The sequence below is a fragment of the Parabacteroides sp. AD58 genome, assembly GCF_023744375.2.
GTDB classification, from domain to species: Bacteria; Bacteroidota; Bacteroidia; order Bacteroidales; family Tannerellaceae; genus Parabacteroides; species Parabacteroides absconsus.
This window is the reverse complement of the sequence record NZ_CP146284.1, coordinates 2,810,198-2,835,957: the sequence shown is the minus strand read 5'-3', so window position 1 is coordinate 2,835,957 and position 25,760 is coordinate 2,810,198. Positions and strand designations below refer to the sequence as shown.

19 protein-coding genes are annotated in these 25,760 nt (G+C 43.2%); 6 read left to right on the top strand and 13 right to left on the bottom strand.

Translation table 11 applies throughout. The features are described 5' to 3' along the window. Nucleotides 1-2 precede the first annotated feature (2 nt). From NEE14_RS12085 to NEE14_RS12050, 8 genes are all read right to left on the bottom strand, one after another. Nucleotides 3-2,315 (bottom strand): TonB-dependent receptor, encoded by a 2,313-nt coding sequence (locus NEE14_RS12085; protein ID WP_251966714.1) that lies wholly within the window; start codon nucleotides 2,313-2,315, stop codon nucleotides 3-5. Between the two features lie 113 nt (nucleotides 2,316-2,428). After that, nucleotides 2,429-2,791: a LytTR family DNA-binding domain-containing protein gene (locus NEE14_RS12080; protein ID WP_251966713.1), complete on the bottom strand. Its 363-nt coding sequence runs from the start codon at nucleotides 2,789-2,791 to the stop codon at nucleotides 2,429-2,431. Nucleotides 2,792-2,807: 16 nt separating this feature from the next. Beyond that, complete coding sequence (locus tag NEE14_RS12075; protein ID WP_251966712.1) at nucleotides 2,808-3,428, bottom strand: hypothetical protein; 621 nt, start codon at nucleotides 3,426-3,428, stop codon at nucleotides 2,808-2,810. A gap of 1 nt (nucleotide 3,429) precedes the next feature. Further along, nucleotides 3,430-5,718 (bottom strand): TonB-dependent receptor, encoded by a 2,289-nt coding sequence (locus tag NEE14_RS12070; protein ID WP_251966711.1) that lies wholly within the window; start codon nucleotides 5,716-5,718, stop codon nucleotides 3,430-3,432. Nucleotides 5,719-5,963: 245 nt separating this feature from the next. Next, nucleotides 5,964-6,152, bottom strand: a complete 189-nt coding sequence (locus NEE14_RS12065; RefSeq protein WP_251966710.1) for a hypothetical protein — start codon at nucleotides 6,150-6,152, stop codon at nucleotides 5,964-5,966. Nucleotides 6,153-6,266: 114 nt separating this feature from the next. Next, the gene (locus tag NEE14_RS12060; protein WP_251966709.1) at nucleotides 6,267-8,057 is read right to left on the bottom strand and encodes a hypothetical protein; all 1,791 of its coding nucleotides are present in this window, start codon (nucleotides 8,055-8,057) and stop codon (nucleotides 6,267-6,269) included. Nucleotides 8,058-8,105: 48 nt separating this feature from the next. Then, nucleotides 8,106-9,038, bottom strand: a complete 933-nt coding sequence (locus NEE14_RS12055) for a DMT family transporter (protein ID WP_251966708.1) — start codon at nucleotides 9,036-9,038, stop codon at nucleotides 8,106-8,108. Nucleotides 9,039-9,046: 8 nt separating this feature from the next. Further along, nucleotides 9,047-10,714 (bottom strand): nucleoside kinase, encoded by a 1,668-nt coding sequence (locus NEE14_RS12050; RefSeq protein WP_251966707.1) that lies wholly within the window; start codon nucleotides 10,712-10,714, stop codon nucleotides 9,047-9,049. Between the two features lie 83 nt (nucleotides 10,715-10,797). Between NEE14_RS12050 and NEE14_RS12045 the strand changes: the two genes are divergently transcribed. Further along, nucleotides 10,798-12,483: a Na/Pi cotransporter family protein gene (locus NEE14_RS12045; protein WP_251966706.1), complete on the top strand. Its 1,686-nt coding sequence runs from the start codon at nucleotides 10,798-10,800 to the stop codon at nucleotides 12,481-12,483. 41 nt (nucleotides 12,484-12,524) lie between these two features. After that, nucleotides 12,525-13,769, top strand: a complete 1,245-nt coding sequence (locus NEE14_RS12040; protein ID WP_251966705.1) for an ectonucleotide pyrophosphatase/phosphodiesterase — start codon at nucleotides 12,525-12,527, stop codon at nucleotides 13,767-13,769. Between the two features lie 48 nt (nucleotides 13,770-13,817). Here the strand turns inward: NEE14_RS12040 and NEE14_RS12035 are convergent, their stop codons facing one another. Then, on the bottom strand, nucleotides 13,818-15,209 hold the full coding sequence (locus tag NEE14_RS12035) for a family 16 glycoside hydrolase (RefSeq protein WP_422394710.1): 1,392 nt from the start codon (nucleotides 15,207-15,209) through the stop codon (nucleotides 13,818-13,820). A gap of 311 nt (nucleotides 15,210-15,520) precedes the next feature. Between NEE14_RS12035 and NEE14_RS12030 the strand changes: the two genes are divergently transcribed. Then, the gene (locus NEE14_RS12030) at nucleotides 15,521-18,781 is read left to right on the top strand and encodes a DUF2723 domain-containing protein (RefSeq protein ID WP_251966703.1); all 3,261 of its coding nucleotides are present in this window, start codon (nucleotides 15,521-15,523) and stop codon (nucleotides 18,779-18,781) included. A 7-nt stretch (nucleotides 18,782-18,788) separates the two neighbouring features. Continuing rightward, nucleotides 18,789-19,400: a polysaccharide deacetylase family protein gene (locus NEE14_RS12025; protein ID WP_251966702.1), complete on the top strand. Its 612-nt coding sequence runs from the start codon at nucleotides 18,789-18,791 to the stop codon at nucleotides 19,398-19,400. 17 nt (nucleotides 19,401-19,417) lie between these two features. Here the strand turns inward: NEE14_RS12025 and NEE14_RS12020 are convergent, their stop codons facing one another. After that, nucleotides 19,418-20,440 carry a Fic family protein gene (locus NEE14_RS12020; protein WP_251966701.1) on the bottom strand — a complete coding sequence of 341 codons (1,023 nt, stop codon included), beginning with the start codon at nucleotides 20,438-20,440 and terminating at the stop codon, nucleotides 19,418-19,420. A 223-nt stretch (nucleotides 20,441-20,663) separates the two neighbouring features. On the opposite strand from NEE14_RS12020, the gene queG reads away from it, so the two are divergent. Together queG and NEE14_RS12010 are read left to right on the top strand one after the other, a co-directional pair. After that, nucleotides 20,664-21,605 carry a tRNA epoxyqueuosine(34) reductase QueG gene (gene queG, locus NEE14_RS12015; RefSeq protein ID WP_251966700.1) on the top strand — a complete coding sequence of 314 codons (942 nt, stop codon included), beginning with the start codon at nucleotides 20,664-20,666 and terminating at the stop codon, nucleotides 21,603-21,605. A 2-nt stretch (nucleotides 21,606-21,607) separates the two neighbouring features. After that, entirely contained in the window at nucleotides 21,608-22,897 is a 1,290-nt protein-coding gene (locus tag NEE14_RS12010) for a S28 family serine protease (RefSeq protein ID WP_251966699.1), read from the top strand. 6 nt (nucleotides 22,898-22,903) lie between these two features. Here NEE14_RS12010 and NEE14_RS12005 read toward each other — a convergent pair whose 3' ends face one another. From NEE14_RS12005 to NEE14_RS11995, 3 genes are all read right to left on the bottom strand, one after another. After that, nucleotides 22,904-23,755, bottom strand: coding sequence for a helix-turn-helix domain-containing protein (locus NEE14_RS12005; RefSeq protein ID WP_251966698.1), 852 nt, complete (start codon nucleotides 23,753-23,755; stop codon nucleotides 22,904-22,906). Nucleotides 23,756-23,829: 74 nt separating this feature from the next. Continuing rightward, the gene (locus tag NEE14_RS12000; protein ID WP_251966697.1) at nucleotides 23,830-24,942 is read right to left on the bottom strand and encodes a glycosyltransferase family 4 protein; all 1,113 of its coding nucleotides are present in this window, start codon (nucleotides 24,940-24,942) and stop codon (nucleotides 23,830-23,832) included. Then, the gene (locus NEE14_RS11995) at nucleotides 24,939-25,760 is read right to left on the bottom strand and encodes a glycosyltransferase family 2 protein (protein ID WP_251966696.1); all 822 of its coding nucleotides are present in this window, start codon (nucleotides 25,758-25,760) and stop codon (nucleotides 24,939-24,941) included. The genes NEE14_RS12000 and NEE14_RS11995 overlap by 4 nt, the downstream gene beginning before the upstream one ends.

The window sequence follows — 25,760 nt, the reverse complement described above, 5'->3', positions numbered from 1 at the left end:
ATTTATTTAACTTTAATACTGCCAATTCCTGAATCCGAGTTATATAACCGTTGCTGCTGATAGCGTTTCTGTTGTACTTTGTTCTTGAACGTGTATGATATTCCGATCATCGGCATCAAATAGCGGTCGGTGAACTTTTGTACTGAATGATAATAATAACCTGCATCTTTAATCGTCTCTTCAATGTGGTTATCTCCGGCAGCAAAATAGCGTAATCCGGCCGTCAATGCCCAGTTCTTAGGCAGGTTCCAGGTAAATATCATTTCTGATTCCGGTGTCGAGAATAATTTACTGGTTTTTGAGTAACGATATCCACCATAAAATAAATAGGCATACAGGGATACTTTCTTGTAAAACAGATTCAAAGACGCGTTTGCCCCCCAATTGTTCCCGCTGAATGGCATTCCTTCGATAAAGTCTTTCTGATAATAAACGCTCATATTCAGATTACCGAAGGTTGAGAGGTTGAAACGGGTGTTTATTCCCGTACGCAATTGCTGCAAGTTGTCCAGATTCTCATAGGTCTGCACATACCGGTTTCCTTCCATGTAACCGATATCCGAGATTTGTTTGGCAGAATAATCATACAGAACAAACGGCGAAAGATAGATGCCTTTATGATTCCAGGTATAAGATAAGTTCACCGTATTATCCACATAAGGCTTCAGATACGGATTCCCCTGAATCAGCATCAGGCTGTCGGCAGATGTATTGCGTGGATTCAGCAAGCTGATGTCCGGCGAAGTACGCTGGCGGGAAAAGTATAACTGGAAAAAAGATTTTTGGTTCAGATTGTATGTCACCGACGCTCCTGGCACAAAAGTGACATACCGGTTGTGTATGCCGTCCGCATTGGTAAAAACAAAATCAACACCCAACGATAACTGATAAGACAAATTGGGCAAAACAGAATGCGACAAGTCTCCGAAAATATATTCCCTCAAATCCTTGTAATGATAAGTGGGATAATTGTTGCCCACGTCTTCAATGGACGAATGCTGCATATAAGTATTTGCCCCAAAGTCCATCTTCAGTTTGTCTGACAACTGCCAATCGTAGTTTATATCTACGTTCAGAGATTTCTTTTTGTTATCCAAATCTACAACCGATTTATAGCTGGACAAGGCAGACTCTTCCACACGGTCGCTTTGCGCTCCCGAACCGAACCAACCGAACCCACCTTTTATTTCCAGGTAGTTATCAGTCGGAAAGGTATGTTTGTAATAAAGATTATACGTATTCATATAATAATGATTATCCGTGGACTGCCATGCAGTGAGAGGAGCTGATTCATCCGCGGCCAAATCAGTGATTGTTCCGGAAGAAGTCTTGTTAATATCATTCGGATTTGTGACAAACGAAACAGCCCAGCTCAAATAATTTTTATCCGATATTACCCAATCCCCACCGACATTGGCACTTATCATGTTGGTATTAAATCTTTGCTGCTGAGATAAATCACGAATGATGCCACTTGTTTCCGTATGTTCCTTTAAATCCGCATCATCATTATGGAAATAGAACTGCTGTGCCGTGAGATACAAGGAATATTTGCTGTTACCGGCACCTAAAGAAAGTCCCGAAATCCCATATACCGCTTCTACATTATGCCGGGAATAAAGATTGCCATTCAGATAAGATTTCTCCTTTTCACGCTTGATCTTTATATTCAGAATCTTACTTACGGCTTGCTCTCCACGGTATTTTGCCGAAGGATTTTCTATTACGTCCACTGATTCTATCATTTCCGGATCCAGGCTATCGAAATATCCCGGACGGTTCACTCCATTAATCAGTATAACCGGTGTTTCGCCCGAACTTAACCGGATGGTACGGTTACTTTCATCAATAATCAGTTGAGGAATTTCGCGCAAGGACTCATACGCCGATTTAGCTTTCAGTGCCTGAGAGGAAAGGGCATATGACGTATATCCGGTGCCGGCTTTCACTAAATCCCGGCGGTCGGCTTCTACCGTCAGTACGTCCAGTTCCTCAGCATCTTCTTGCAAAATAAAAGAATATGCCTGCTGCTGTTGCGCCAAGTCTATGGAGTGTTCCTGCATTTGATAACCCAGCATGGATATGATACAGCGACATTCATTCTTCGGAAGATTCTTCAATTCGAACAGTCCTTTCGCATCCGTGATAGTTCCTCCCATCAACGAATCAGCAGCATAAAGCATGATTGTTGCTCCCGGCAATACTTCTTTCTGTGGATTAACTACTGAGCCGGAAAAATTATACTGCGCATAAATCAGTGTGTGGAATAATAATCCGAATGCGCATAACATGTATTTACACCGATTCTTTTTCATGGTATTTATCATTTTAAATGAACATAACGATATTATTAATATTCTTTTATATTACCAAATCAGTTTAAGCCATTATTACCAAACGTTCGTTTTTCGATACCGAACGTATACTGTTAGGCCTCATTTGAATTAGCATACAAAAGAAAAGCTTCCCGGACTAACTTTTTTCTGCGTTCGCTTATTTTATATTCCAAGCCTCTTTTTAAGTGAATCCAATATGCTCCATCTTTAAATATCAATTCAGAAGCATGGAACATGTTAACAATGACTTGACGATTTATTCTTATAAAATTATTTTGCAATAAGTCTTCTATTTGGATCATACTTATATGAATTAAAACCTCTTCATTTTTAAATATCAACCAAATATTGGGCTTATTGTATACGAGTGCAACCAAATCATTACACAAAGATGATTTTAGGCCATTCTTATAAGAATAAATGATTATATTGTCCTTTACTTTCAGTGTATCCATGTCTCTTGTTCTTTTTCTAACTCGGTCTTATTCCAGATTGAGAAGCAGGCGGTATTTTGCCGTATCTCCCAACAACAGCCAAGGAGTTGCCAGATTGGGTAGCGCATGAACCGCTTATTGCAGATATCCGGTGGCCTGTAACGTGTCTCCCAATGTATAAGCCAAATAGCCGTAACGGGCATAATCGGCGGGTGTCACATGCGGTGGTAAAACAGGCTGACCGCATAAGTGAAATCCAACCGGAGAGCATCAACAGGACTTCCGCCCAGATGTTAGTGATATAGCCTAACGGACTGAACAGAAAACGGAACGCATCCGAAAACTTGTCAATCGCCATCGCACTGAACAGTTCCTTTTCGTAGAGAAAGGAATGCTTCTTCTCTTTAGGTACGAACATGGGCGTAATGAATTTGTCGATAATCATCCGTACTTGTTCGGGCGTATATTTACCTACCTTCTTTTCGGCATAGGCGATAATGGACTGTCCTTCCGTCTCGTGGCGTTGTAACTCTTCCACCAACTCCACTATGGGCTGACTGGCTTCGTAGTATTGACCGCCACACGAGAGCAGTACACGCTGCTCTTGGACAGATGCCGATAATTTCTGATGGATGATGATGCCGTTATATTTGTCCATATTATCTTACTTTTAAGATGGCACTGTTGATACTTCTATCCACATCGTTGTTTTCTCGCGACGTTTTCTTTCCGAAGTCGAAGGTGTAAGCGAGTTTGACGTAGGCGGTCTGTTGGTAGATACGACTGGTTTGTACTTGGTTGTAACGGTACACGCCATAGTTGGCATACTCGCGGTAATGCTGATGTTTGGTAAATGGATTCTCAGCCCCCACCTCTGCCATCCAGTTTGTGCCACTGTAGCGGACGGACAGACCGTAGATGGCGGGTGTCTTTGTGTAAATCAATGTTGATTGATCTAACTTCCGCTCCGTTGTCTTGGCATACGCATTGATAGCAAATGCTTTAATGAAGTAGTTTACATCCAGGGAGGCAAAGAAGTTGTTTTCGTGCAAGCCGGAGACTTCCGGGACATTCATGTAATTGTATTTCAGATTTACATTTGTACGGAAATTCTCAGAAAAACGGCTGGATATGGCAATCTCCACATTAGTGGTACTAAATGAATTATTAGAAGCATAACTACTAATCAATTTATTACCTTCCACTGAGTAATGGTTATAGATATTATTCTTATTATATTCATAATATAACTTTCCTTGGACATTAAACAAGGGATGAAACGAACCTTCATACATTCCAAAGATTGTATAAATTTGTGTATTATCCAAATATGGATTACCCCGTTTGATTTGATAAAAATCAATAGTCTGATTCGCTGTATTCAGATAACTAATATCTGGTTGATTATTTCCCAAAGCAAAAATTAAAAACAGCCATTGTTTGGAATCAAGAGAACAACGTACCCCCGTGTTCAACCTTAAGTTCCATATCTCTAGCAAGTCCTGTCCACGCAATTTATAATTGATCCAAGAAACTCCCGGAGCAAAGATAGCCATGACTTTTTTGTTAAATGTATGGGTGTATTCTGTTGCAAGTAAAGTTTCACCTTCCCAAAGATGTTGCAAGGAGGAATAATCACCACCATAATTAGTAGAGGTAATATTGTGGAAATGAGTAATTTTAGTATATAATGAATTCTTTTCATTGGGCTTGTAATTATATCCCAAGAAAGCATCAAAAGAATAAAGATCTTCATCTACATTGCTTAATGAACGTTGTTCGTTTTCCGTATATAGCCGATTGTACTTGTTTTTAGTATATGCTCCGTTCAAACGTACTTTTATGAATTGCCGATCATCCACACGGAACACACCCGTCAGGTTGATTGCTCCTTTCTGGCTTTTATAATCCCTCCTTTCAAATGAGTGAATAGAGTCATGTTCCTGCCTGTTATAATTTAATATCCTGTTTTGCTCATCGTTCGGCGTATCATCACGAACAAACGATGCCGAAGCAGACAAGTCGCATTTTTTCGTATTATTACTCACTTTAAATTGCGCATATTGCTGATTACTTTTATAATGGGCATTATTATTCATTGTAGTTCGATGAATCGTATGGTCAGGAAAGAACAAATCCTCGCTCTTCCCGATTTCCGTTCCATTATATTTTGCCATTTTAGCCCCTCCAAAGAAAATATAACTCGTATTATTATGCAATATCTTGGATGCGATATTATAAATTCCTTTCGTATATCCAATAGTTTGATCTCCATCCAGCGTGATATAACCACCTGTTTTATATATTTTCGTTATATAATTCACCGATGCCGCATCCCCGGTAAATTGCCCGGTTTTCGGCATAACATAATATTCAACCCTTTCAATGTCTTTTGGCTGTAAAGCTTGGATTTCGCGCATATCAGCTTCAACTCCATTGATGTATAAAGTAACTTTTCCAGCTAAGGATGTTACCGTTTTGTTCTTTCTATCAATAGTTAAGCCTGGAATCATCAGGTTGTAAAGTAAATCATATCCACCAAATGCATGTTTAATTTGTTGTTTGTCTGGAATTATCAGCAGGTGGTCTTTCTTTTGAATAAATGAATTACCGGTTACTTTAACCTCATTCAATACAACTTTATCAGTTTTCAAGATTATAGGAGGAAATTGATAATCGGTAGTTGGCATTTCGAATGGAATAACCTGAGTAATATATCCAATATAACTAACAGAAAGTAAGTATTTCCCTGCCTTTACGTCTCTTATAGTAAAACACCCTAAACTATCTGTTGTTGATCCTTGCAAAGGAATGGAATCTAATGAGAGTATTTGTACATTTGAATAAGGTAATTCCATTTCATTTTCATCTACTATACTACCAGTCAATATTTGCTGTGCTTGCAAATTAAAGAGACAAACAAAGAGACAAAAAAAAGCCAATTTCATATTCACCACTTATATATTTAAATGTAACAACTGCTTCATAATATAAGAATATTCATTATTGTATCACGTTATAAAGATTCTCAATCCTACTTATTATTGTTTAGCAAAGTCCACAGCGTAGGTTTGACCTTCTTCAGTCGTCAATGCCATCTGATAAATACCCTTTGGCAAATGAGCCACTGAAATCACATACATACCAGCAGGCACATCCACGATTTCGCAATAATAGAGAGTACCGTCTTCATCTACAATTTGTATTTGCAGATTATCATCGCTTTTGCAGATTCCAGGACAAATTCATCTTCGACCGTTATCATGTCAAGAGAGAGGTTTTCAAAGTCTTCACACAGAGAAATATCTGTCTCATGGATTTCGGCAGGTGCATTCATACAAACCAACCACGCCATACTTACTACACATATAACTTTTTTCATATGCTTATAACACCGTTTTAATTTCAAAACGGTGCAAAAATAAAGCTATTAGTTGGGGGATGCCTCAAAAACTTGTTCACAAAAAGTTCACAAATTGCTCACTGAGATAAGCAATTATAAATCAGCGATAAATTTATCTAAATCAGTCGCTGAACCATCTTTATTGAAAAACTTCTTGTATAAGCGAGTACGCAAATTGGAGATGGCAGAGGCGTTCCCTTTATTCATGATTTTCGGAAAAGCTTTGAGTGGAACTTCCAGTTTTAATAAAAAACAAGTCCGCAATTCTATCTCTGAAATTTTAGGATAAAGGGTATGTAAACGCGGAATGAATTGTGGAAAACACTGTTTGATCAAGTCACGTAATTCTTCCCATTGCGGGGCATTCTCTGGTACATGATCCCAATGTTTTTCTTCATGGAACCACAGATAGATTGGCGTCTGCCGCATTTCCTGTTTGCGAAGTTCTTTTTCTTGTCGTGCCAGCACCTTTTCATCCATATAAAGTTGGATATGCCGGTTTGAAATTTCCAGTTGGGTTATTTGATATTGTAAATGTTGGCACGTTTCGGTCTTTTTGTCCCGTTCTTTTTGGGCTGCTTCTATCAATAGCTCCAATTCTTTTATTTGGGTTTGGTTCTTTTGTATTTCATGTTTCTGTTCCTGTTCCGTATCCTTCTCTCTTTCCAATTCAAGCCTCAAATCGGCTAACTTTTTTTCTTGTTCCGCTACGTTTTGCCGATACTGTTTGAATCTCCGAATGCCCCTGCTGACCAGTATACCCAGTCCCAATAAGATGAACAGGGCTAGATAAAGAAGTTTTTGCTGGCGTTCGGTTTGCAGTAATAAGCGATCTTTCTCTTGTTCGATCTGTTGGTAATTATAAAGCGTATGTATTTTGTAAATCGCTTCTGTTTGTGTCCTTCTGGCAATACTGTCTTTCAGTTGAGAACTTTTGCGCTCATAACGGAGTGCCTGCACCAAGTCTCCTTGTTTTTCACTCAAAGAAGCAAACTGCCGGTAAACCTCACGCTGCACATCCAAAGAAGCCTTTTGTTGTAAAGACTTTCGGAAATACATCGAGGCAGAATCAAGTTGTCCGGCATGGAGGCAAATCTTCCCTTGTGAATACAGCGCGATCGGATTTTTGTTTTTTATTTCTTGTGGCAGCTTGTGTATCAAGGCAGCACCTTTATCGATCATTCCGTGATCCATAAATGCTGAGATGTATTCATTTAGAATAAGGTTAGTTGCAATAGAATCTTGAGCTATCAAAGCTGTATTATAGGCTCGTTGGTAATAATAGGCCATACTATCTATCTGTTGGTATTTATCGAAAATACGGGCGATATTCCTTAAACTGACGGAAACTCCTCTTGCATCTCCATGCTTCTCATAGATTCGATATGAAACTTTGGTCGCTTGAATAGCTTCCGAATATAATTCTTGGTAAGCGAACAAGTAGCTCATCTGTTCATAGAGGCGGCCTGACAATTCTGGTCGGTCACATTCGTGACTGATTTCAGCAGCTTGCTGGAAAGCTTGCAACGATCGTGGTGAATCCCCCAATGTGCGATACACCCGTCCTAACATATAATAAGCTTCCAACTGTTTGTCAGGATCACCTTGTTTGTCGTAATAAGACACAATAGGTAGAATGATAGAATCCGAAGTCTGCCGGATATACAATTTGTCTTCGGCACGTAAAGTCAAAAGCGCATGGTACATCCTCGTTTCTTCCGGCTCTTCCGAAAGGATCGAATCGACCGATGATAAATAAAAAAGAGCACTGTCCGGATCTGTCTCCAAACAACGGATCGCCTGCCGCATCGCTTCGGGATATTCTTTTTGAAACCCGCAAGCCGAAAGACAGAGACAAATAAATAAGGTGATGCAGCTTTTCATAGGCGTTTAGTAATGTGCTTACAAAGATATAGTTTTTTTGCTAAAGACTCACACAAAAAATAAGGCAACTCCCGCCACACTTATCACCGCACCAAGAACCTGACGGAACGTAATTACCTCCTTAAAAATCAGCTTCGAAGGCAGGAGAATAATGATAGGAGTGAGGGCCATCAGGGTAGAAGCCACGCCGGCATTCGTATACTGTACAGCCATAAGTGACAATGACACACCGACAAAAGGACCGAAGAAAGTACCCGAAGCAGAGGTTACCATCGCGGATTTATCGGAAAACGAAGAGATAAGCTTTCTGATTTCGCCCCGGCAGAGAAGTATGATCAGAAAACCGACTACACCGGCGAATGCCCTTATCTGCGTGGCTTCAAAGGGCAACATAAACTCTTCCAATGAGGTGGCCGGCGGATTGTAATCAAGATAACAGTTCATTCCGATCTTGCTTAATACGAGACCTAAGCCTTGTCCCACGCCGGCACCGATACCATAGAGGACACCTTTCAGCGGTAACTGGATACCTACCTTATGACTGTTTTCCCCACTTTTGCCAATAATAGAGAAACCTATACCCACAATACAGACAAGCATCCCGATAATGGCATAGGTGCCCATTTTCTCGCCAAGAAAAACATATCCTGCAATGGCAGCCGTAGGAGGCGCAAGGGTCATAAACAGTTGCCCGAAACGGGAACCGATGAGCAGATAGGAGTTGAACAGGCAAAAATCGCCAAATACATAGCCTACCGCTCCAGAAAGAATAAGCCACATCCAGGCATCCTGTCCGGCATCCCACGGAGCTATGTGCCCGGTTGTCAGCTTCAACGAAATGGCCAGCATAACGATGGCCATCAGTAATCGTACGATATTGAGAGTCAGTGCACCGATTCTCTTCCCGGCATATTCAAAACAGATGGCTGTGATTGTCCATGATACGGCAACGATCAGCGAAATGATTTCTCCCGTGTACATAATCCGTATCAGTATTCAAAACTACCGCCACCCAAGAACTCTCTCAGCAGTGAAGTCTTGGGCAAATCTTCCTGTGGGATATATTTGAAATACCGCATGAATCGCAGCAATCGGTAGGCTTCGGCATTGGCAGGCGACTTTTCCGGAACATTTGCCAGAATGGGTTCTGCATACGCCCGAAGAGCAGCCAACTCATACAACATCGCACTGTTGAAGGTCGCATCCGCATATTCCTGATATGGGAAGATCCATTTATCTTCACCCCGACGCACACTCGGCCAGCGGTTGATGGTCTCTTCCGCTGAATATCCCCGGTACCGATAATCCCGGATGATACGACGCAGCAACCGGTTGTCGGTCGTAGGAATCCAGTTGTGGTTATCCAGCGAAATAGAAGTCAGGGCAGAAACATAAATCCGATACTTCAGCGAATCGTCCAAATGAGCCGTCAGCTCCGGATTCAACCCGTGGATTCCTTCAATGACGATCACCGAATTATCATAAAGCTTCATTTTCTTTCCCTTATAAACCCTTTTACCAGAACTGAAGTCGAATGAAGGCATTTCTATTTCTTCCCCATTGATCAGCCGCTGCAAATCTGAATTAAAATAGGGCAGATCCAAAGCATACAACGACTCAAAATCATAATCGCCCGATTCATCTTTCGGCGTATCTTCCCGATTCACAAAATAATCGTCGAGCGAAATGCCTACAGGACGGAGCAAATTCGTCGCCAGCTGAATTTCCAGACGCTTACAGGTCGTCGTCTTTCCAGACGAAGAAGGACCGGCAATCAGCACAATGCGTACTCCTTTCTTGTACCGTTCGGCAATCTCATCCGCGATATGGGCAATCTGCTTTTCCTGCATCGCTTCCGAAATCATAATCACCTCCGAAGCATGGCCTTGCTCCAGCGCCTTATTCAGATCGCCGACATTGTTCAGGCCGAGAGCCCGCTGCAGGTTCAAATGCTCTTTATAAGCTTCAAACATCTTGTTCTGAAGGACCTTTGGCGCCAAGACTTGCGGATTCGTCCGCTCCGGCACACGCAGCAATGCACCATCCAGATAAGGCTCCAGGTCAAAGACGGGTACATATCCGGTAGAAGGGGCCAGACCGCCATAGAAATAATTGACATATCCGTCCAGTTCATAATACGAAGCATAAAGCATTCCGCTCGATTCAATCAGAGTCGCTTTATCTTCCATCCCGACTTCACGGAACATACGAATAGCCTTTTCCGACTGTACCGTATGCAGTTTCAGAGGAATATCCGCATCCACTATCTCCTGCATCCGTTGACGGATCTGCGCCAGCATATCAATATCGGCAGACTTCCCGTTATGAATCGTACAGAAATAACCTTTTGAAATGGAGTGTTCAATATTTAATGTAGCTTCCGGAAAGACATCATGTACAGCCTTCGAAAGGACATAACACAACGTACGCACATAGGTACGCATACCCGATGGATTTGTGTAATCTACAAACTCAATATCTTTCGGTTGCCAGCAGGTATAAGTTAAATCTTGTGTCCGGTTATTCACCTGGGCATTCAACGGACGATAAGGTAAGGGCTCTCCTACAATTATATATATATCCAAAAGCGAAGATCCAACCGGCACCTCATAGTAGTTACCGGTGTTTTTGCAATAAATAGTAATCTGTTCAGCCATAAAATTCAGTCTATTTTATTATTTTTGCATCACTAAAGGTAGAAATATTAATCGGATATTCAATCCACTTAAACTTATTTTAGATGGACTATTCATTTTTTGACCTTCTCCGTCTGATAGGATCATTGGCTTTGTTCCTATACGGCATGAAAATCATGAGTGAAGGTTTACAAAAGTTCGCAGGAGACAGCTTGCGAAAGATCCTGACGGCGATGACAACCAATCGAGTCACAGGAGTGTTAACCGGAGTATTGATCACCGCCTTGATTCAATCTTCATCTGCGACCACCGTGATGGTAGTAAGTTTCGTCAACGCCGGACTTCTCACCCTGACACAGTCTATTGGAGTCATTATGGGAGCCAACATCGGAACAACCGTAACTGCCTGGATCATCTCGGCTCTCGGATTTAAAGTGGATATATCCGCCTTTGCTTTACCCCTGCTGGCTTTTGCCATCCCTCTTTTCTTTTCGGGCAAAAGTTCACGCAAGTCGGTTGGTGAATTTATCTTCGGTTTCTCTTTCCTGTTCATGGGACTGGCCAACCTAAAAAACAATGCGCCGGATTTGAGCGCCAACCCGGACATGCTGGCCTTCGTACAGAATTATACAGATATGGGCTTCTTCTCAATCCTGTTATTCCTGTTTATCGGAGCCATACTGACCATGATCGTACAGGCTTCGGCCGCAACGATGGCCATTACGCTGATTATGTGTGCCAACGGCTGGATTGACTATCATTTAGGTGTAGCCTTGGTTTTAGGAGAAAATATCGGAACAACCATTACAGCCAATCTGGCAGCATTGACAGCAAATACACAGGCACGAAGGGCCGCACTTGCCCACCTGATGTTTAACCTCTTCGGTGTAGCCTGGGTGCTGATTGTATTCTATCCGTTTACCGGAGCGGTTTCCTGGTTTGTCACCCATGTCATGAAGATTACAGATCCGGCAGTCGCAGTATCCTTTAAGCTGGCTGCTTTCCACACAGCCTTCAACATCAGCAATACATTCATTATGATCTGGTTTGTCAACGTGATAGAAAAAACCGTTTGCGGAATCATCCGGACTAAACAGGAAGATGAAGAATATCGTTTGTCGTATATCACAGGAGGTATGTTATCAACAGCAGAACTCTCTATCCTTCAAGCTCAGAAAGAAATTACCCTGTTTGCCGAACGGACGACAAAAATGTTTGGCATGGTAAAAGAATTACTATACGAAAAAGATGAAAACAATTTTCTCAAGACTTACAGCCGCGTAGAAAAATACGAGAATATCAGCGACCGCATGGAAATTGAGATTGCCAATTACCTTACCCAAGTAGCCGAAGGCCGGTTAAGCTCGGAAGGTAAAGAAGAAATCCGAGTTCTGCTACGCGCTGTCAGTGAAATTGAAAGTATTGCCGACTCCTGCAATAATCTGGCACGCTCCATCAAACGCCGGAATGAATTCAAATCCGTATTTACAGAGGAGCAGAACAACCACATTGATCAGATGTTCAAGCTGGTAAGCAGCGCCTTAGACCGCATGAACGCAATCATGCACAAATCGGATCTAAATCCGAACGACATTAATGAATCATACAATATAGAAAATGAAATCAACAACTACCGCAATCAGCTGAAAGCACGTAACATTGAAGATATCAACAACAAGCTGTACCAATATCAGGACGGTGTTTACTATATGGATATGGTCAGTGAAAGCGAAAAGCTGGGCGATTATGTTATCAATGTAGTTCAGGCTTTGATAGAAAAGAAAATTTAAAGGATAAATCTTGTCAGGCTTACGAACTAAAATTTATTTATATGAACCGTTTTAAATCATTTGTGCAGGTATCCGGCCTGTTGTTGATGAGCTGGATCCTGTTTTCATCTTGTTCAGAGAAAAAAGAACAGGAACATTATGTAGTAGTTCTGTCGATGGACGGCTTCCGTTCGGATTATCCGCAACGGGCTCATACGCCCATATTGGACTCGCTGGCACGCGTAGGAGTAAAAGCCGCTTTCCGCCCCTGCTATCCGAGTGTTACCTTCCCTAACCACTACAGCATGGCTACGGGTCTGCATCCGGATCATCATGGGCTGGTACACAACACCTTTTGGGCAACAGATTTAGACAGTAGCGTGTATAAGATCAGCGACCGGAAAGCCGTGGAAAATCCGGCTTACTACGGGGGTGAACCCATCTGGAATACGGCCGAACGCCAGGGAGTACGGACAGCCACTTATTTCTGGGTAGGCAGTGAGACCGCAGTAGGAGGAAAACAGCCTTCGATCTGGAAGAAATTTGATTCGAAGGTTCCGTTTATGGACCGGGCAGACTCGGTTATTGCCTGGCTGAAGAAACCCGAAAAGGAACGTCCGCACCTTATCATGTGGTATATGGAAGAACCGGATCACAGCGGACACGTCTATAGTCCGGATTCATCGGCTGTAGTACCGGTCATAGAAGACTTGGACCGTGTTCTGGCACATTTCTTTAACCAGGCACGCCAGCTGGATATTTTCAAACAGATTGACTTCATCATTGTTTCAGATCACGGCATGGCTACTTACAAGCCGGAGAATTACGTAAACTTAGGAGATTATCTTCCGCGTGACAGTTTCGAAATGGTGGTAGAAGGAGTTCCCACTTTGCTGTATCCACGAGCCTCATATACAGAAAAAGCCTATGAAATCCTTAAAACGGTACCCAACGTAACCGTATGGAAAAAAGGAGAGGTACCGGATCAATTCGTATACGGCACAAATCCGCGTATCGGCGACCTGATTGTTGCCCCCAACATCGGCACCATGGTTCATTTCCGCTCTAAGGAAGAAGCCAGTCCGGCTTTAGGAGGAGCGCACGGATATGACAACTTCCAGCCGGAAATGGAAGCCATCTTCTATGCGGCCGGCCCGTCATTTAAACAGGGGATAGAAGCACCGGCCATGGCGAATGTCAACTTATATGGTCTCATAGCGCATTTGCTACAGATTGAACCGGCGCCCAATGACGGAGATCTGTCTGTCGTCCTCCCATTATTACGTGAATCAAACGAACAGAAATAAAATCCGTTTAGAAAAGAGAAGGGGCGCCATCTGACGTCCCTTCTTCTTTTAGAACTTATTATAAATGACCACGGGACGGGTCCGGCGAATACTCATCGTCGGGAACCAGAGATCATCCGGAGTCAGACCACAAGCCTTAACAGCTTCCAGACTGTATTCCAGTTTTCCAAAGTTGGCATCTACGTTATTTGTACCAAAAGTAAACTTAATACCCCGCTCCTTCGCCATACGGATAATCTTCAGACTTGGGATCCGGTAACGGGCATTGATTTCGAGGGCAATCTGATACTTTTGCAGCACATCCAATACCCGGTTAATCCGGTCATCAGTCCAGTATGTATCATAATCAGCCTGCATATCTTCAGGCAGATAAGTCGGATTGGCAAAGATATCAGCCGGCTCGTTTGTCAGAATCTTTACCGTCTGGTCCACCAGATGATCCATGTACTGTTCTTTTGTGATACCGTCATAATGCACTTCTTCCGGACGATAGATACGAGAAAGACGGCCTTTATGATCGACAATCGTCATAGCATCCGTAAACAGATAGTCAAAAATTCCCAATGCTTCCTGTGAGAAAGTGGCCGTCCACTTCCGGCCTTCACCCTGTACGCCACAAAGGAAAGGCATATTCTTTACTTCATCATAATAAGCATAAACTTCATCATCATTTGCCAGCATACGGCCCACTCCGCCTTCTCCCGCATTAGGAGCCACGCCATAATTGATACCGTAATTCATCGACATGGCCTGCGCCATTTCTTTCGTCAGTCCTCCTTTCAGATGCACATGGTAATCAATTACCGGAAAGTCTTCCTGCTGAAAACGGATAACCAGATCCTTTTGTTCATCGACAGCCGGCATGGTATCACATTCATTGATCGCATCATCCGGCAATGCCGTGATCTGCAGATTCCGGAAAGACACCTCTCCCTGAACTCCACAGAGAGCGATATGACCGCTTCCCAGCAACTGCTTGGCATGAGCTTCCGTACGATAAGGCTGGGAAGGTTCGGTATAACAGACCACCGTCGTATCCTGCACAGAAATGGAAATGTTCTTTCCACGGACAGCGATCTCGAACGGGAACCAATCTCCGTCTTTTGCCAAGGAGCGGTACAAGTTGCGCACCGAAGCCAAACTACCCGTTTTACAAGACCCATCTATCGGACCGTTGTGGAAGATCACCTCGTATCCGCTTTTTCCATCCGTATGAAAACCTAACCGGGCCTCAGCCTCCGACTGGGTTAAGGCTTCCCCTTTCAAGATAAAGTTCTTATAGGTACCCTCTGCCAACCATGACGATCCGGCCGTCACCTTCAGTTCGTTACCTTCCAGCGTTTCTTGCTGAGCATTCGTAAACCGGTCTAAAGTCTGAGTCGTACGCGACTGCGTACAAGCGGTTAAGAATCCGGCACAGACAGCCATCACGATTCCCATCCGCTGCAGGCAAGTTCTAACCTGCCTCTTGAAAAAATGTCTGTTCATAAAAGAATTATTTTTAAGATCTGTAATAGCATCGCAAGTTATAAATTTTTCAGCTAATATCGAATTTCAGAAAGAATGGAAATATAATGATATTTGTCAGGATCTTATTCAGGTCTATCCGGATATTGTTTTTTAGTACTCTTACACAATTTATAGGCCAATCCATCGTTAATTTGTAAATGCAAATATGTACATTTGCATTTGCTTTGCATAAAAGCTTGTAGACTAAGGCAAAAATAATTAATAATTACTTTATACAACGTATGGAAAAGTATAAACTGATCAACAACACATTGGGGTGGATTGTCTGTATTATCGCTTCGTGTGTTTATTTGATGACGATGGAGCCCACCGCCAGCTTTTGGGATTGCGGTGAGTTCATTTCTTCAGCGTATAAACTGGAAGTAGGGCACCCGCCCGGAGCACCGTTCTTCATGCTGACGGCCAATCTGTTTACCCAGTTTGCTTCAGATCCTTCTACCGTAGCCAAAATGGTGAATACCATGTCGGCACTGTTCAGTGGTCTGACCATTCTGTTCCTCTTCTGGAGTATCACGCATCTGGCAAAGAAAATTGTAGTAGATGATACAAAAGAAATAACCATGAGCCAGATTATCACCATTATGGGTGCCGGTCTGGTGGGAGCTCTTGCGTATACATTCAGTGATACATTCTGGTTCTCAGCCGTAGAAGGTGAAGTATATGCTTATTCCTCTTTATTTACAGCCCTGGTATTCTGGCTGATCTTAAAATGGGAAGCCGTAGCTGATGCTCCGCATGCCGACCGTTGGATTGTGCTGATTGCCTATCTGATGGGATTGAGCATCGGTGTCCACCTGCTGAACTTGCTGTGTATTCCGGCCATTGTGTTGGTCTACTACTATAAGAAATTCCCGAACCCGACCATGAAGGGTACGCTGATTGCCTTGCTGGTGTCATTCGTTATCATCGCTTTGATGATGTACGGTGTGGTACAGGGACTGGTTGAGATCTGCGGATACTTCGAACTGTTCTTCGTGAACGTATTAGGCATGCCATACAATACGGGTGTTTATGTATACGTATTGGCATTAGCCGGCGTATTGATCTGGGCGATCTGGGAAACTATGCGGGATGAAATTCATCCGCTTCGCCTTCGGATCTCATTCTTATTATCCGTCATTCTGATTGGTATACCGTTCATTGGCAGCGGCTATGTCATTGCAGCCATATTGAGTATTGCACTGGCAGCCTACTTGTTCATGAACAAAAAATTAAATCTGAAATTACTGAATACAATTCTGATCAGCCTGATGGTCATTGTTGTAGGATATTCTTCTTATGCCCTGACATTGATCCGCGCTACGGCAGATACACCGATGAACCAGAACGCGCCGAAGGATATCTTTACATTACGAACCTATCTGGCCCGTGAGCAGTATGGACAGACTCCATTATTGTATGGACAGACCTATGTTTCAGAAATCAAACGAAAGAACGAAGGAGGTGCCTGTGTTGCGGATACAAAAGAAGGCGATCCGGTATGGACACGTATTTCTAAAAAAGATCCGAAAGAAAAAGACCGGTACTATGTATCACGTCATAACACCGAATATCAGTATGTAGATGAGCTGAATATGTTGTTCCCACGTATGTACAGTTCGGATGGGCGACATGTGCAGGCCTATAAGGAATGGGCTCAAATTAAAGGGCAGCCTGTGAAGTACAACCAATGTGGAGAAACCAAATCGGTAATGAAGCCGACGTTTGCCGAGAACCTGCGTTTCTTCTTCTCCTATCAGCTGAACTTCATGTACTGGCGTTACTTCCTGTGGAACTTCTCCGGCCGGCAGAATGATATTCAAGGACATGGAGAGGTACAGAATGGTAACTGGATCACCGGTATCAAGCCCATCGATACCATGCTGGTGGGTCCGCAAGACGATATGCCAAGCGATATTATCAACAACAAAGGCCATAATGTCTATTATATGTTGCCTTTACTGCTAGGTCTGCTAGGTCTTTTCTACCAGGTATATGCTGGAAAGAAAGGCATACAGGGATTCTGGATCACCTTCATGCTCTTCTTCATGACCGGTATTGCCATTGTGCTTTACCTGAACCAGACTCCTTACCAGCCCCGTGAACGAGACTATGCTTATGCGGGTTCCTTCTATGCCTTCTGTATCTGGATCGGTTTTGGTGTAATTGCTTTGGTAAAATTACTGGAGAAATATGTCAAGCTACCGTCTGTTGCGGCAGCCGGTATTGCTTCTATCGCGGCTTTATTGGTACCTATCCAGATGGCCGGACAGAACTGGGACGATCACGACCGTTCCGGACGTTATGTCTGCCGTGATTTCGGAGCCAATTACCTGGAATCTTGTGAACCGAATGCGATCTTGTTCACCAACGGTGATAACGATACCTTCCCATTGTGGTATGCACAGGAAGTAGAAGGCATCCGTACTGATGTGCGCGTCTGCAACACCAGCTATCTGCAGACCGACTGGTATGCTGATCAGATGAAGAAACAGGCGTATGAATCAGAACCGCTGCCTATCTCATGGACACATGATGAGTATGTGCAGGGTACACGCGACTTCGCTTATATCTTCCCGATGACAGACAAACCGATCGATCTGAACACAGCCTTGGAATTTGTACGCAGTGACGATCCGAAATACAAGAAAATCCCAGGATTCAGTCAGCCGCTGGATTATATCCCGTCTGAAACCCTGATTTATCCGATTGATTCGGTAGCTCTGGCACAAGGCGGTCTGTTGAAAAATATGGATGTGCCGGTACCGGCCAAGGAAATGACTATCAACCTGAAAGGCAAGGATGCACTGGGCAAGCAGGAACTGTTAGTACTGAACATGCTGCAAACCAACGACTGGAAGCGCCCGATGTATTATGCGATCACGGTTAGTCCGGATCAGTTCGTAAAACTGGATCCGTATTTCCAACAGACAGGTATGGCTTACCAGATTGTCCCGATGCAGACCAAGAACACGGTGAAGGCTGTCAATGCAGACAAGATGTTCGACAATGTAATGAACAAGTTCAAGTGGGGCGGTGTAGACAAGCCAGGTATTTATCTGGATGAAAATGTCATGCGGATGTGCAAGAGTTACCGTATGGTATTATTCGGAAAACTTGCAGCTACACTGATTCATGAAGGCAAAAACGACAAGGCTCTGCAGGTTCTTGATAAGTGTATGGAAGTATTGCCACCTGAAAATGTTCCGCTGGATTATAGCGCACTTTCAATTGGTGAATATTATTATACACTCGGACAAAAAGAAAAAGGACATAATATTCTGAAAGCGATCGGAGATGACTCTATGCGTAACCTGAATTGGTATTTCCGTCTGAACCCGAAACAGTTTGCTTCCGTTGCAGATGATTTGAATACCAACCTTTATGTTCTGCAGGAGATTATCAACATTACAAAGGATAAGGATCCGGAGCTGATGAATCAATATAAAGAAGAGTTCGACAACTTCCGTATGGCCCTCTCTTCTTTACAACCTAAAGAATAAAGACAAGATGTTTATCGAACAACCGCCCTGGTTTTACAGGGCTTTGTTCCCGGGGGTAACCTGGAGAATTCCGGCACAGCCGAAGTGTGTGTATCTCACCTTTGACGACGGCCCAATTCCCGAGGTTACCCCTTGGGTTATAGATATATTGGACCAGTACGGCGTGAAGGCGACCTTCTTCATGGTGGGAGATAATGTGCGTAAGCATCCGGATATCTACCGGATGGTGGTCGAGCGGGGACACCGTATCGGCAACCATACCTTCAATCACATCCAAGGAATCCGCTTCCTGACCCGTAATTATCTGGCAAATACTGACAAGGCTGCCGAGTGGATCCCGAGTAATCTGTTCCGTCCGCCCCATGGGCACATGCGTATCCCGCAGGTCTTCAAGCTGCGGAAAAAATACCGCATCATCATGTGGGATGTCGTGACCCGCGATTACAGTCCGCGGCTTACGCCCCCACAAGTACTCGACAACGTGAAGCGATACGTCCGTAACGGATCAATCATCGTGTTCCACGACTCACTCAAAGCCGAGAAAAACATGCGTTATGCCATGCCCAAGGCCATCGAATGGTTGTTGCAGGAAGGATACGAATTCCGCGTTTTTGAATAAAGGATTGTTTGATTATTCTAATCTATTTTTTCTATCATCTGCCAGTGCCCACCTTTATCCGGCCCAACGCGCTTGAGTATTCCTTCTGCCTTCATCTTGGCGATATGCTTTTCCACTGCTTTGGGGGTTATACCTATCCGCTCGGCAAGGGCAGCCGCACTTAATGAATTATCTTGAGATAGCAGAGAGATGATTTTCTCCCTGCTTTTCATCTTTTTCTCCCTAATTTCTGTCAGTTTCTCCCTACTATCCTGAATATCTTCAATGGAATTACGATAAGTTTCAATGTCATGAGTAAGGTTCTTGACCATAGTGGCAGTCATAAATTTCCGGAATATACTTAAATCATCATTTTCCCGGGTTTCCACCAATGCTTTGATATATTCTTCCTTATCACCCTTAAGGATTTTGGTTGGAATCAGCCCAAACTCAAATTGAAGCATGTTCATTACAAGACGTGCCATTCTGCCGTTACCATCAGCCCACGGATGTATGGTCACCAAATGATAATGAGCATCAAAGCTGAGCTCGTACAATTGCGCCATGCTTTTATTTACATAATTTTTTCGTTCTTGATTCAACCAATTACAAAACTCTGTGAGTTTTATCGGGACTTTACTGTAGTTTATATATGATTTGCCTCCGACTCCTGCCGTAACATTCAACAGACGCAAGTCTCCCTGTGCAGATGAAAAATCTCCCAATGCCGTCTTATACTCCTGTCCGGTATTCTTCATGACAAGAGCAGAAAGACTTTTCAGCAGATCAATGGTGATATCAGTATGTACATGAACCAATTTTATAGCCGTTTCATAAGCGTTTTTAAGATCAAGATTCATGTTCTGCTCTGTGATAGTTTTCCCTTTCAGGCTGATTCCCTGGTCGAACATGATTTGATTTTCAAGCTCTGTTATAGTCGATCCCTCGATAGCCGTAGAATGGGTAATAAGTGAATACAAATAGAACTTGTCATAATCTATCTGCTTGTCTATTTCCAATTCCCGATACAGGGAAATCAATTTTTCGAGTTCGGTTTGCATATGATCTTCTATTTTTCACAAATATATATTTTTCTCCCTACTTTTCGTTTTTTTCTCCCCACTTAATTTGATTTTCTCCCTACTTTTTAGCAATAAAAGAAAATAGAATCTGTATTCCTCTCCTGTTTTATATGTGATAAGTTTGTTGTATCTTCGTACGATAATCCTTTTGTACCAAGGGGAATGGTGCATAAAAGGGAGATACACAATTTTTTGTTTGTCGATGAGTGATCAAATAGCTATGACATCTCAAAAGATCAAGGAAGAGGCAACTCGGCTGGGATTTTCAGCCTGCGGTATCGCCCGGGTAGAGCCGGTGGAAGAGGAGATGCGACGACTGGATGCCTGGCTGGCGAAAGGCTACCAGGCAGGAATGGCTTATCTGGCAAACCATCGGGAGATACGTCGTGACCCGCAAGGACTGGTGGAAGGCGCACGAAGCATCATATCAGTCGCCCTGAATTATTATCCGGCTTGCAAACGTGATCCAGATCAGCCCCATATTGCCTATTATGCCTATGGACAGGATTACCATGTAGTGGTCAAAGAAAAGCTCCGCCAGCTCTGGCAGTATGTGGTCCGGAACCTCCCGGAGGGAACGGCAGAAGAGGCCCGTGTCTTTACCGACTCAGCCCCTTTGTTGGAGCGCTATTGGGCGTGGAAAGCCGGACTGGGATGGATTGGAAAAAATACCCAGCTGATTCTGCCGGGGAAAGGCTCATTTTTCTTCTTGGGAGAGATCGTGACAACCTGGGAAGCCGATGCTTACGACGAGCCTGTCCCGTCACGCTGCGGGAGCTGCGACCGTTGTCTGCGGGCCTGTCCAACCGGAGCATTAGAAAAAGCCTTTACCCTGAATGCCAATCACTGCCTGTCGTATCTGACAATTGAAAACCGGGAAGATATTCCGCCCAGAGAAGCCCAACTACTAGGAGATCGGTTGTATGGCTGCGACACTTGCCAGCAGGTCTGCCCCTGGAACCGTTTTTCCCAACCAACCCAAGAAGCGGCCTTTCAACCTTCGGAAGCTCTTCTCCGTCTCCAAAAAGAAGACCTGAAAATGTTCACAAAAGACGATTATAGTCGTATCTTTGCCAAGTCGGCCGTCAAACGGGCGAAATATGAAGGATTGTTACGAACCATCAAACATTTAAAATTAGAATAACCATGAAGAGAAAACTGAATTTATTATTTCTTTCATTCTTCTGCGTGTTGCTGGCAATGGCTGCCCCCGGTGAACTGAAAGAAAAGCTGCAGTCTTTACAAGGAGTGAGCGATATCGAGACCCTGAAGACAGAGTTGTATCCCGAAAAATACCTGGTACGTGTAACACAAGAGGTCGATCCTATAGGTAAACAAGCAGGAACCTTCAAACAGCGGGTCGTATTATGCCATATCGGATTTGACCGTCCGACAGTTTTGGTGACAGAAGGATATGGCGGAGCATATGCACTGCGCGAGAACTACCAGGAAGAACTTTCCAAACTTTTGAATGCCAACGTTGTCTTTGTTGAATACCGTTATTTTCTTGAATCCAAGCCAGATCCTCTCAATTGGGACTATCTGACTGCTGAAAACTCAGCATACGATTTACATCATATTACTGAACTTTTTAAGCAGATCTATAAAGGCAAATGGATCAGCACAGGCATCAGCAAAGGAGGACAGACAACAACACTTTATCGGGCCTATTTCCCGGATGACGTAGACTTCTCTGTTCCTTATGTTGCTCCTTTAAACCGAGGAGTAGAAGACGGACGCCACGAGATCTTCCTTGAAAAAGTAGGAACCAAGGCCGAACGTAAAAAGATTCGGGACTTCCAGATGGAAATTCTGAAACGCAGAAGTGAATTGATGCCGTTATTTGAAGCTTATGTAAAAGAAAAAGGATATGTATTCCGCGTTCCTACTGACGAGATCTATGATTACAGTGTCCTTGAATATCCGTTCGCTCTCTGGCAATGGGGTACTTCGGTAAATACCATACCGGCTTTAAATTCTGATAAAGAGACATTGTTTAAACACTGGATGCAAATCAGTGATCCTTCCTATTTCTCCATCGGTCAGGATACTGAACCTTTCAATGTTCAAGCAGCCCGCGAATTGGGATATTATGGATATGATACTAAACCTTTCGAAAAATATCTCTATATCAAAAGCAGCAAAGGTTATTTGAACCGTATCATGCTGCCCGACGAGTTACGGGATAAAATCGAATTCCGCCCGGAATTATATCAGAAAGTCTATAACTTCTTGAAAGATAATGACCCGAAAATGATCTTTATCTACGGTGAAATCGATCCATGGAGTGCAACCCGTATTCCTATTTTCAAAGGGAAGAAAAATGAGCAGGTTTATATCCAGCCACGTGGCAGTCACCGCTCACGCATCAGCAACATGCCGGAAGACATAAAGGAAAAGATCATGAAACAAATAAACGAATGGCTGGCGGAATAATAACCGTCAGTCGTTCGACTTACTGTTCCGGTATTCCTGCGGACTGACACCCACATACCGCTTGAAATACTTGCCAAAGAAAGAGACATTATTGAAATTCAACGAATCGGCTATCTGATAGATCGGCAGGTTCGTTGATTTTAATTGTGCTTTGGCATCCATGATTACCATATTGGATATAATTTCCATACATGTGCGCCCTGTAGTCTGTTTGACAATCGTACTCAGATAAGCCGCTGTAATACCTAATTTACTGGCATAAAAAGCAACATTCTTCTCCTTGGTATAATGATCCAGTACCAGTTGCCCGAAATCCTGACTGATCCGTTCGGCAGGCGATAAATTACCCGTATCCACCTTACGGTTACTGTAAAGCGAACTGATCGCATAAATGAGACAATAATACAAATGGCGAGAGAGCTCCCGGTTCTCAAGGCTAAAATGTTCTTTTGTCCGAATCCCCAATTTAAAATAATCTTCAATCAGTTCCACCATTTCTTCCTTGAGAGGCACAACCGGATTATGTTTGATAGTATAAGTAATATCCAGCAACGATTTAACAGGATTGAGCGAACGGAGAAAGTCTGATGAAAAACCAGCAAAATAAATCTCCACATCCCCACGAATCTGATTCACCTGAAAGATACTACCCGGTAAAACCACCAAAAACGAATTGTCAGAGACATGATAGTCGACCAGATTGATAGAAGCGTCAATGTCACCTTTCTTACACAGCACCACAATCTCCGCCTTGATCCGGCAAGGGAAATGGGCATATAAGTTCAAAATGACTGAATCAGTCAGGACACCAGTCAAAACATCTTCCGGCAAATCTATTTTAGGCAATTCGTTTTCCATGTTCTGTTATTCTTTTATCTAAGTAACTGTCCCTTTTTGGTTAACTACAAAGAAAAGCATTTTTCCGCATATTCTCAATACCCATTCAGTACTTTCTGATATGTATCCAACTTCTTCCGGGCTGTTTCTTCCCAGGTAAACAGTTGAACACGGCTCTTCCCTTTCGCGATCAGTTCCTGCCGCCGCTCCTCATCTTTCAGCAGATGAGATAAAGCCTCATACATAGACACTTCATCTTCGGGATTAAAATATTCTCCGGCATCGGCCGCCACTTCCGGGAAACAGCTGGCCCGACTCAACGCAACCGGGCATTCATTCAAAAAGGCCTCCAGAATAGGAATGCCAAAACCCTCATACAAAGAAGGATATACGAATAAACGGGCCTGCTGGAACAACTGTCCCAACTCAAGATCATTTGCCTGGAAATGCAGTACACGTTTATTTAATCCGGACTTTTCTATACGTTCCTGTTCCCGACTCCTCCATGGCTTTCCCGTACAAATCAAACACAAATGCTGGTCCTCAGCAGCCAGACGGACAAAGACATTCCAAAAACGGTCGAAATTCTTGTATCCGTTCCGGTCACCAACATACAAAACATACCGTTCAGGCAAATGCAGCCCGTTATACGGTTGTTTCTGTTGCTGGATACCATGATAGATCACATCAATTTTATCCTCCTCAACAGGCAGGAAATGAAGTAAATCCGCCTTTGTCTGTTCACTGATGGCAATAACCCGGGATGCATGCAGAATTGTCTCATGTTTCCAGGCTTTCATCTGCTCAGCACGCCCTAAGCTGGCCGAGAATAACTCATGATTCATATCATGGACCGTAATCACATAGGGTTTATTGGCAGGTAATTCTTCTAAAAAATACGGATGATAATAAGTCGGATGGAAAAGATCGTAATCGCCCCGATGAAGTCGCTTAATACTGCCTTTCCGGTTCCACTGCTTTACTATGCCTTTAAACCATTTATAAGGTCGTTCAGGCACATACATTCCCTGAAAAGGACGACAGGCTCCTTCCCGCAGATAATGATTGGTAGTCAGCCGTAAGGAAAGCTCCGAATGCAAAGGAAGGTTCTCGATCAGTTCATAGAAATAACGCGAAATACCTCCAAATTTCTGCATTTCGAAAGCCTGATGATCAAATAATACGGTAATGTTATTCTGAGTGCTCATTTTAATCTCTTTTTAGCAATCCGATGATAGTTTTTTTCACGCATCTTCTGCACATAAGATTGAGGCAGACAATGCTGCAAACCATCCTTCAACTTAACACGCAACACTTTGAAAACGAACCAGAGCTTCCACGACAAACGATCAGCTTTCCCCTGAATACGGGCATATTCCCGATTTACCTGCAACCGGTTTTTAGAAGAGGCTCCTTCTTCCGATTCATACCAGGCAATCGTACGGTGTATGTATCTGAAATGTCCGCCCTGTTGATAATAACGATAAAAAAAGGCATAATCAGCGGCCAAAAGATAGTGCAAATCAAATTTTTCACGCCGCATCAGATCTCCTGCAACCAAGGTAGACTGATGACAGAAAGCCATTTTCTTCCGCATATAACCAATCGGCTTAGGTAACATCGTAACATCTCCAAATTGAAGATGCAAAATCGTATCGCCATATATTACTTGTTCGGATGGCCGGATATCGGTCTTGAAAAGGTCTTCCAGCACTCGTGAATCAGCAAAACGATCTCCTGCGTTCATAAAGTTTATCCAATCGCCTTTCGAATAGGAGAGACCCTTATTCATTGCATCATAAATACCCCGGTCGGGTTCGCTGACAACGACCAGACGGATCCCTTTTGCTTCAAACAGAGGCTTCTTTTCTTCTATCAGCGACAGGGTACGATCAGACGAACCACCATCAATCAGGATATATTCTAAAAAAGGATAGGTCTGCCCAAGCACAGAATCCATTGTCATCAGAATGGATTTTTCGGCATTGAAACAGACAGTAATTATAGATACAAGCGGATTCTTCAT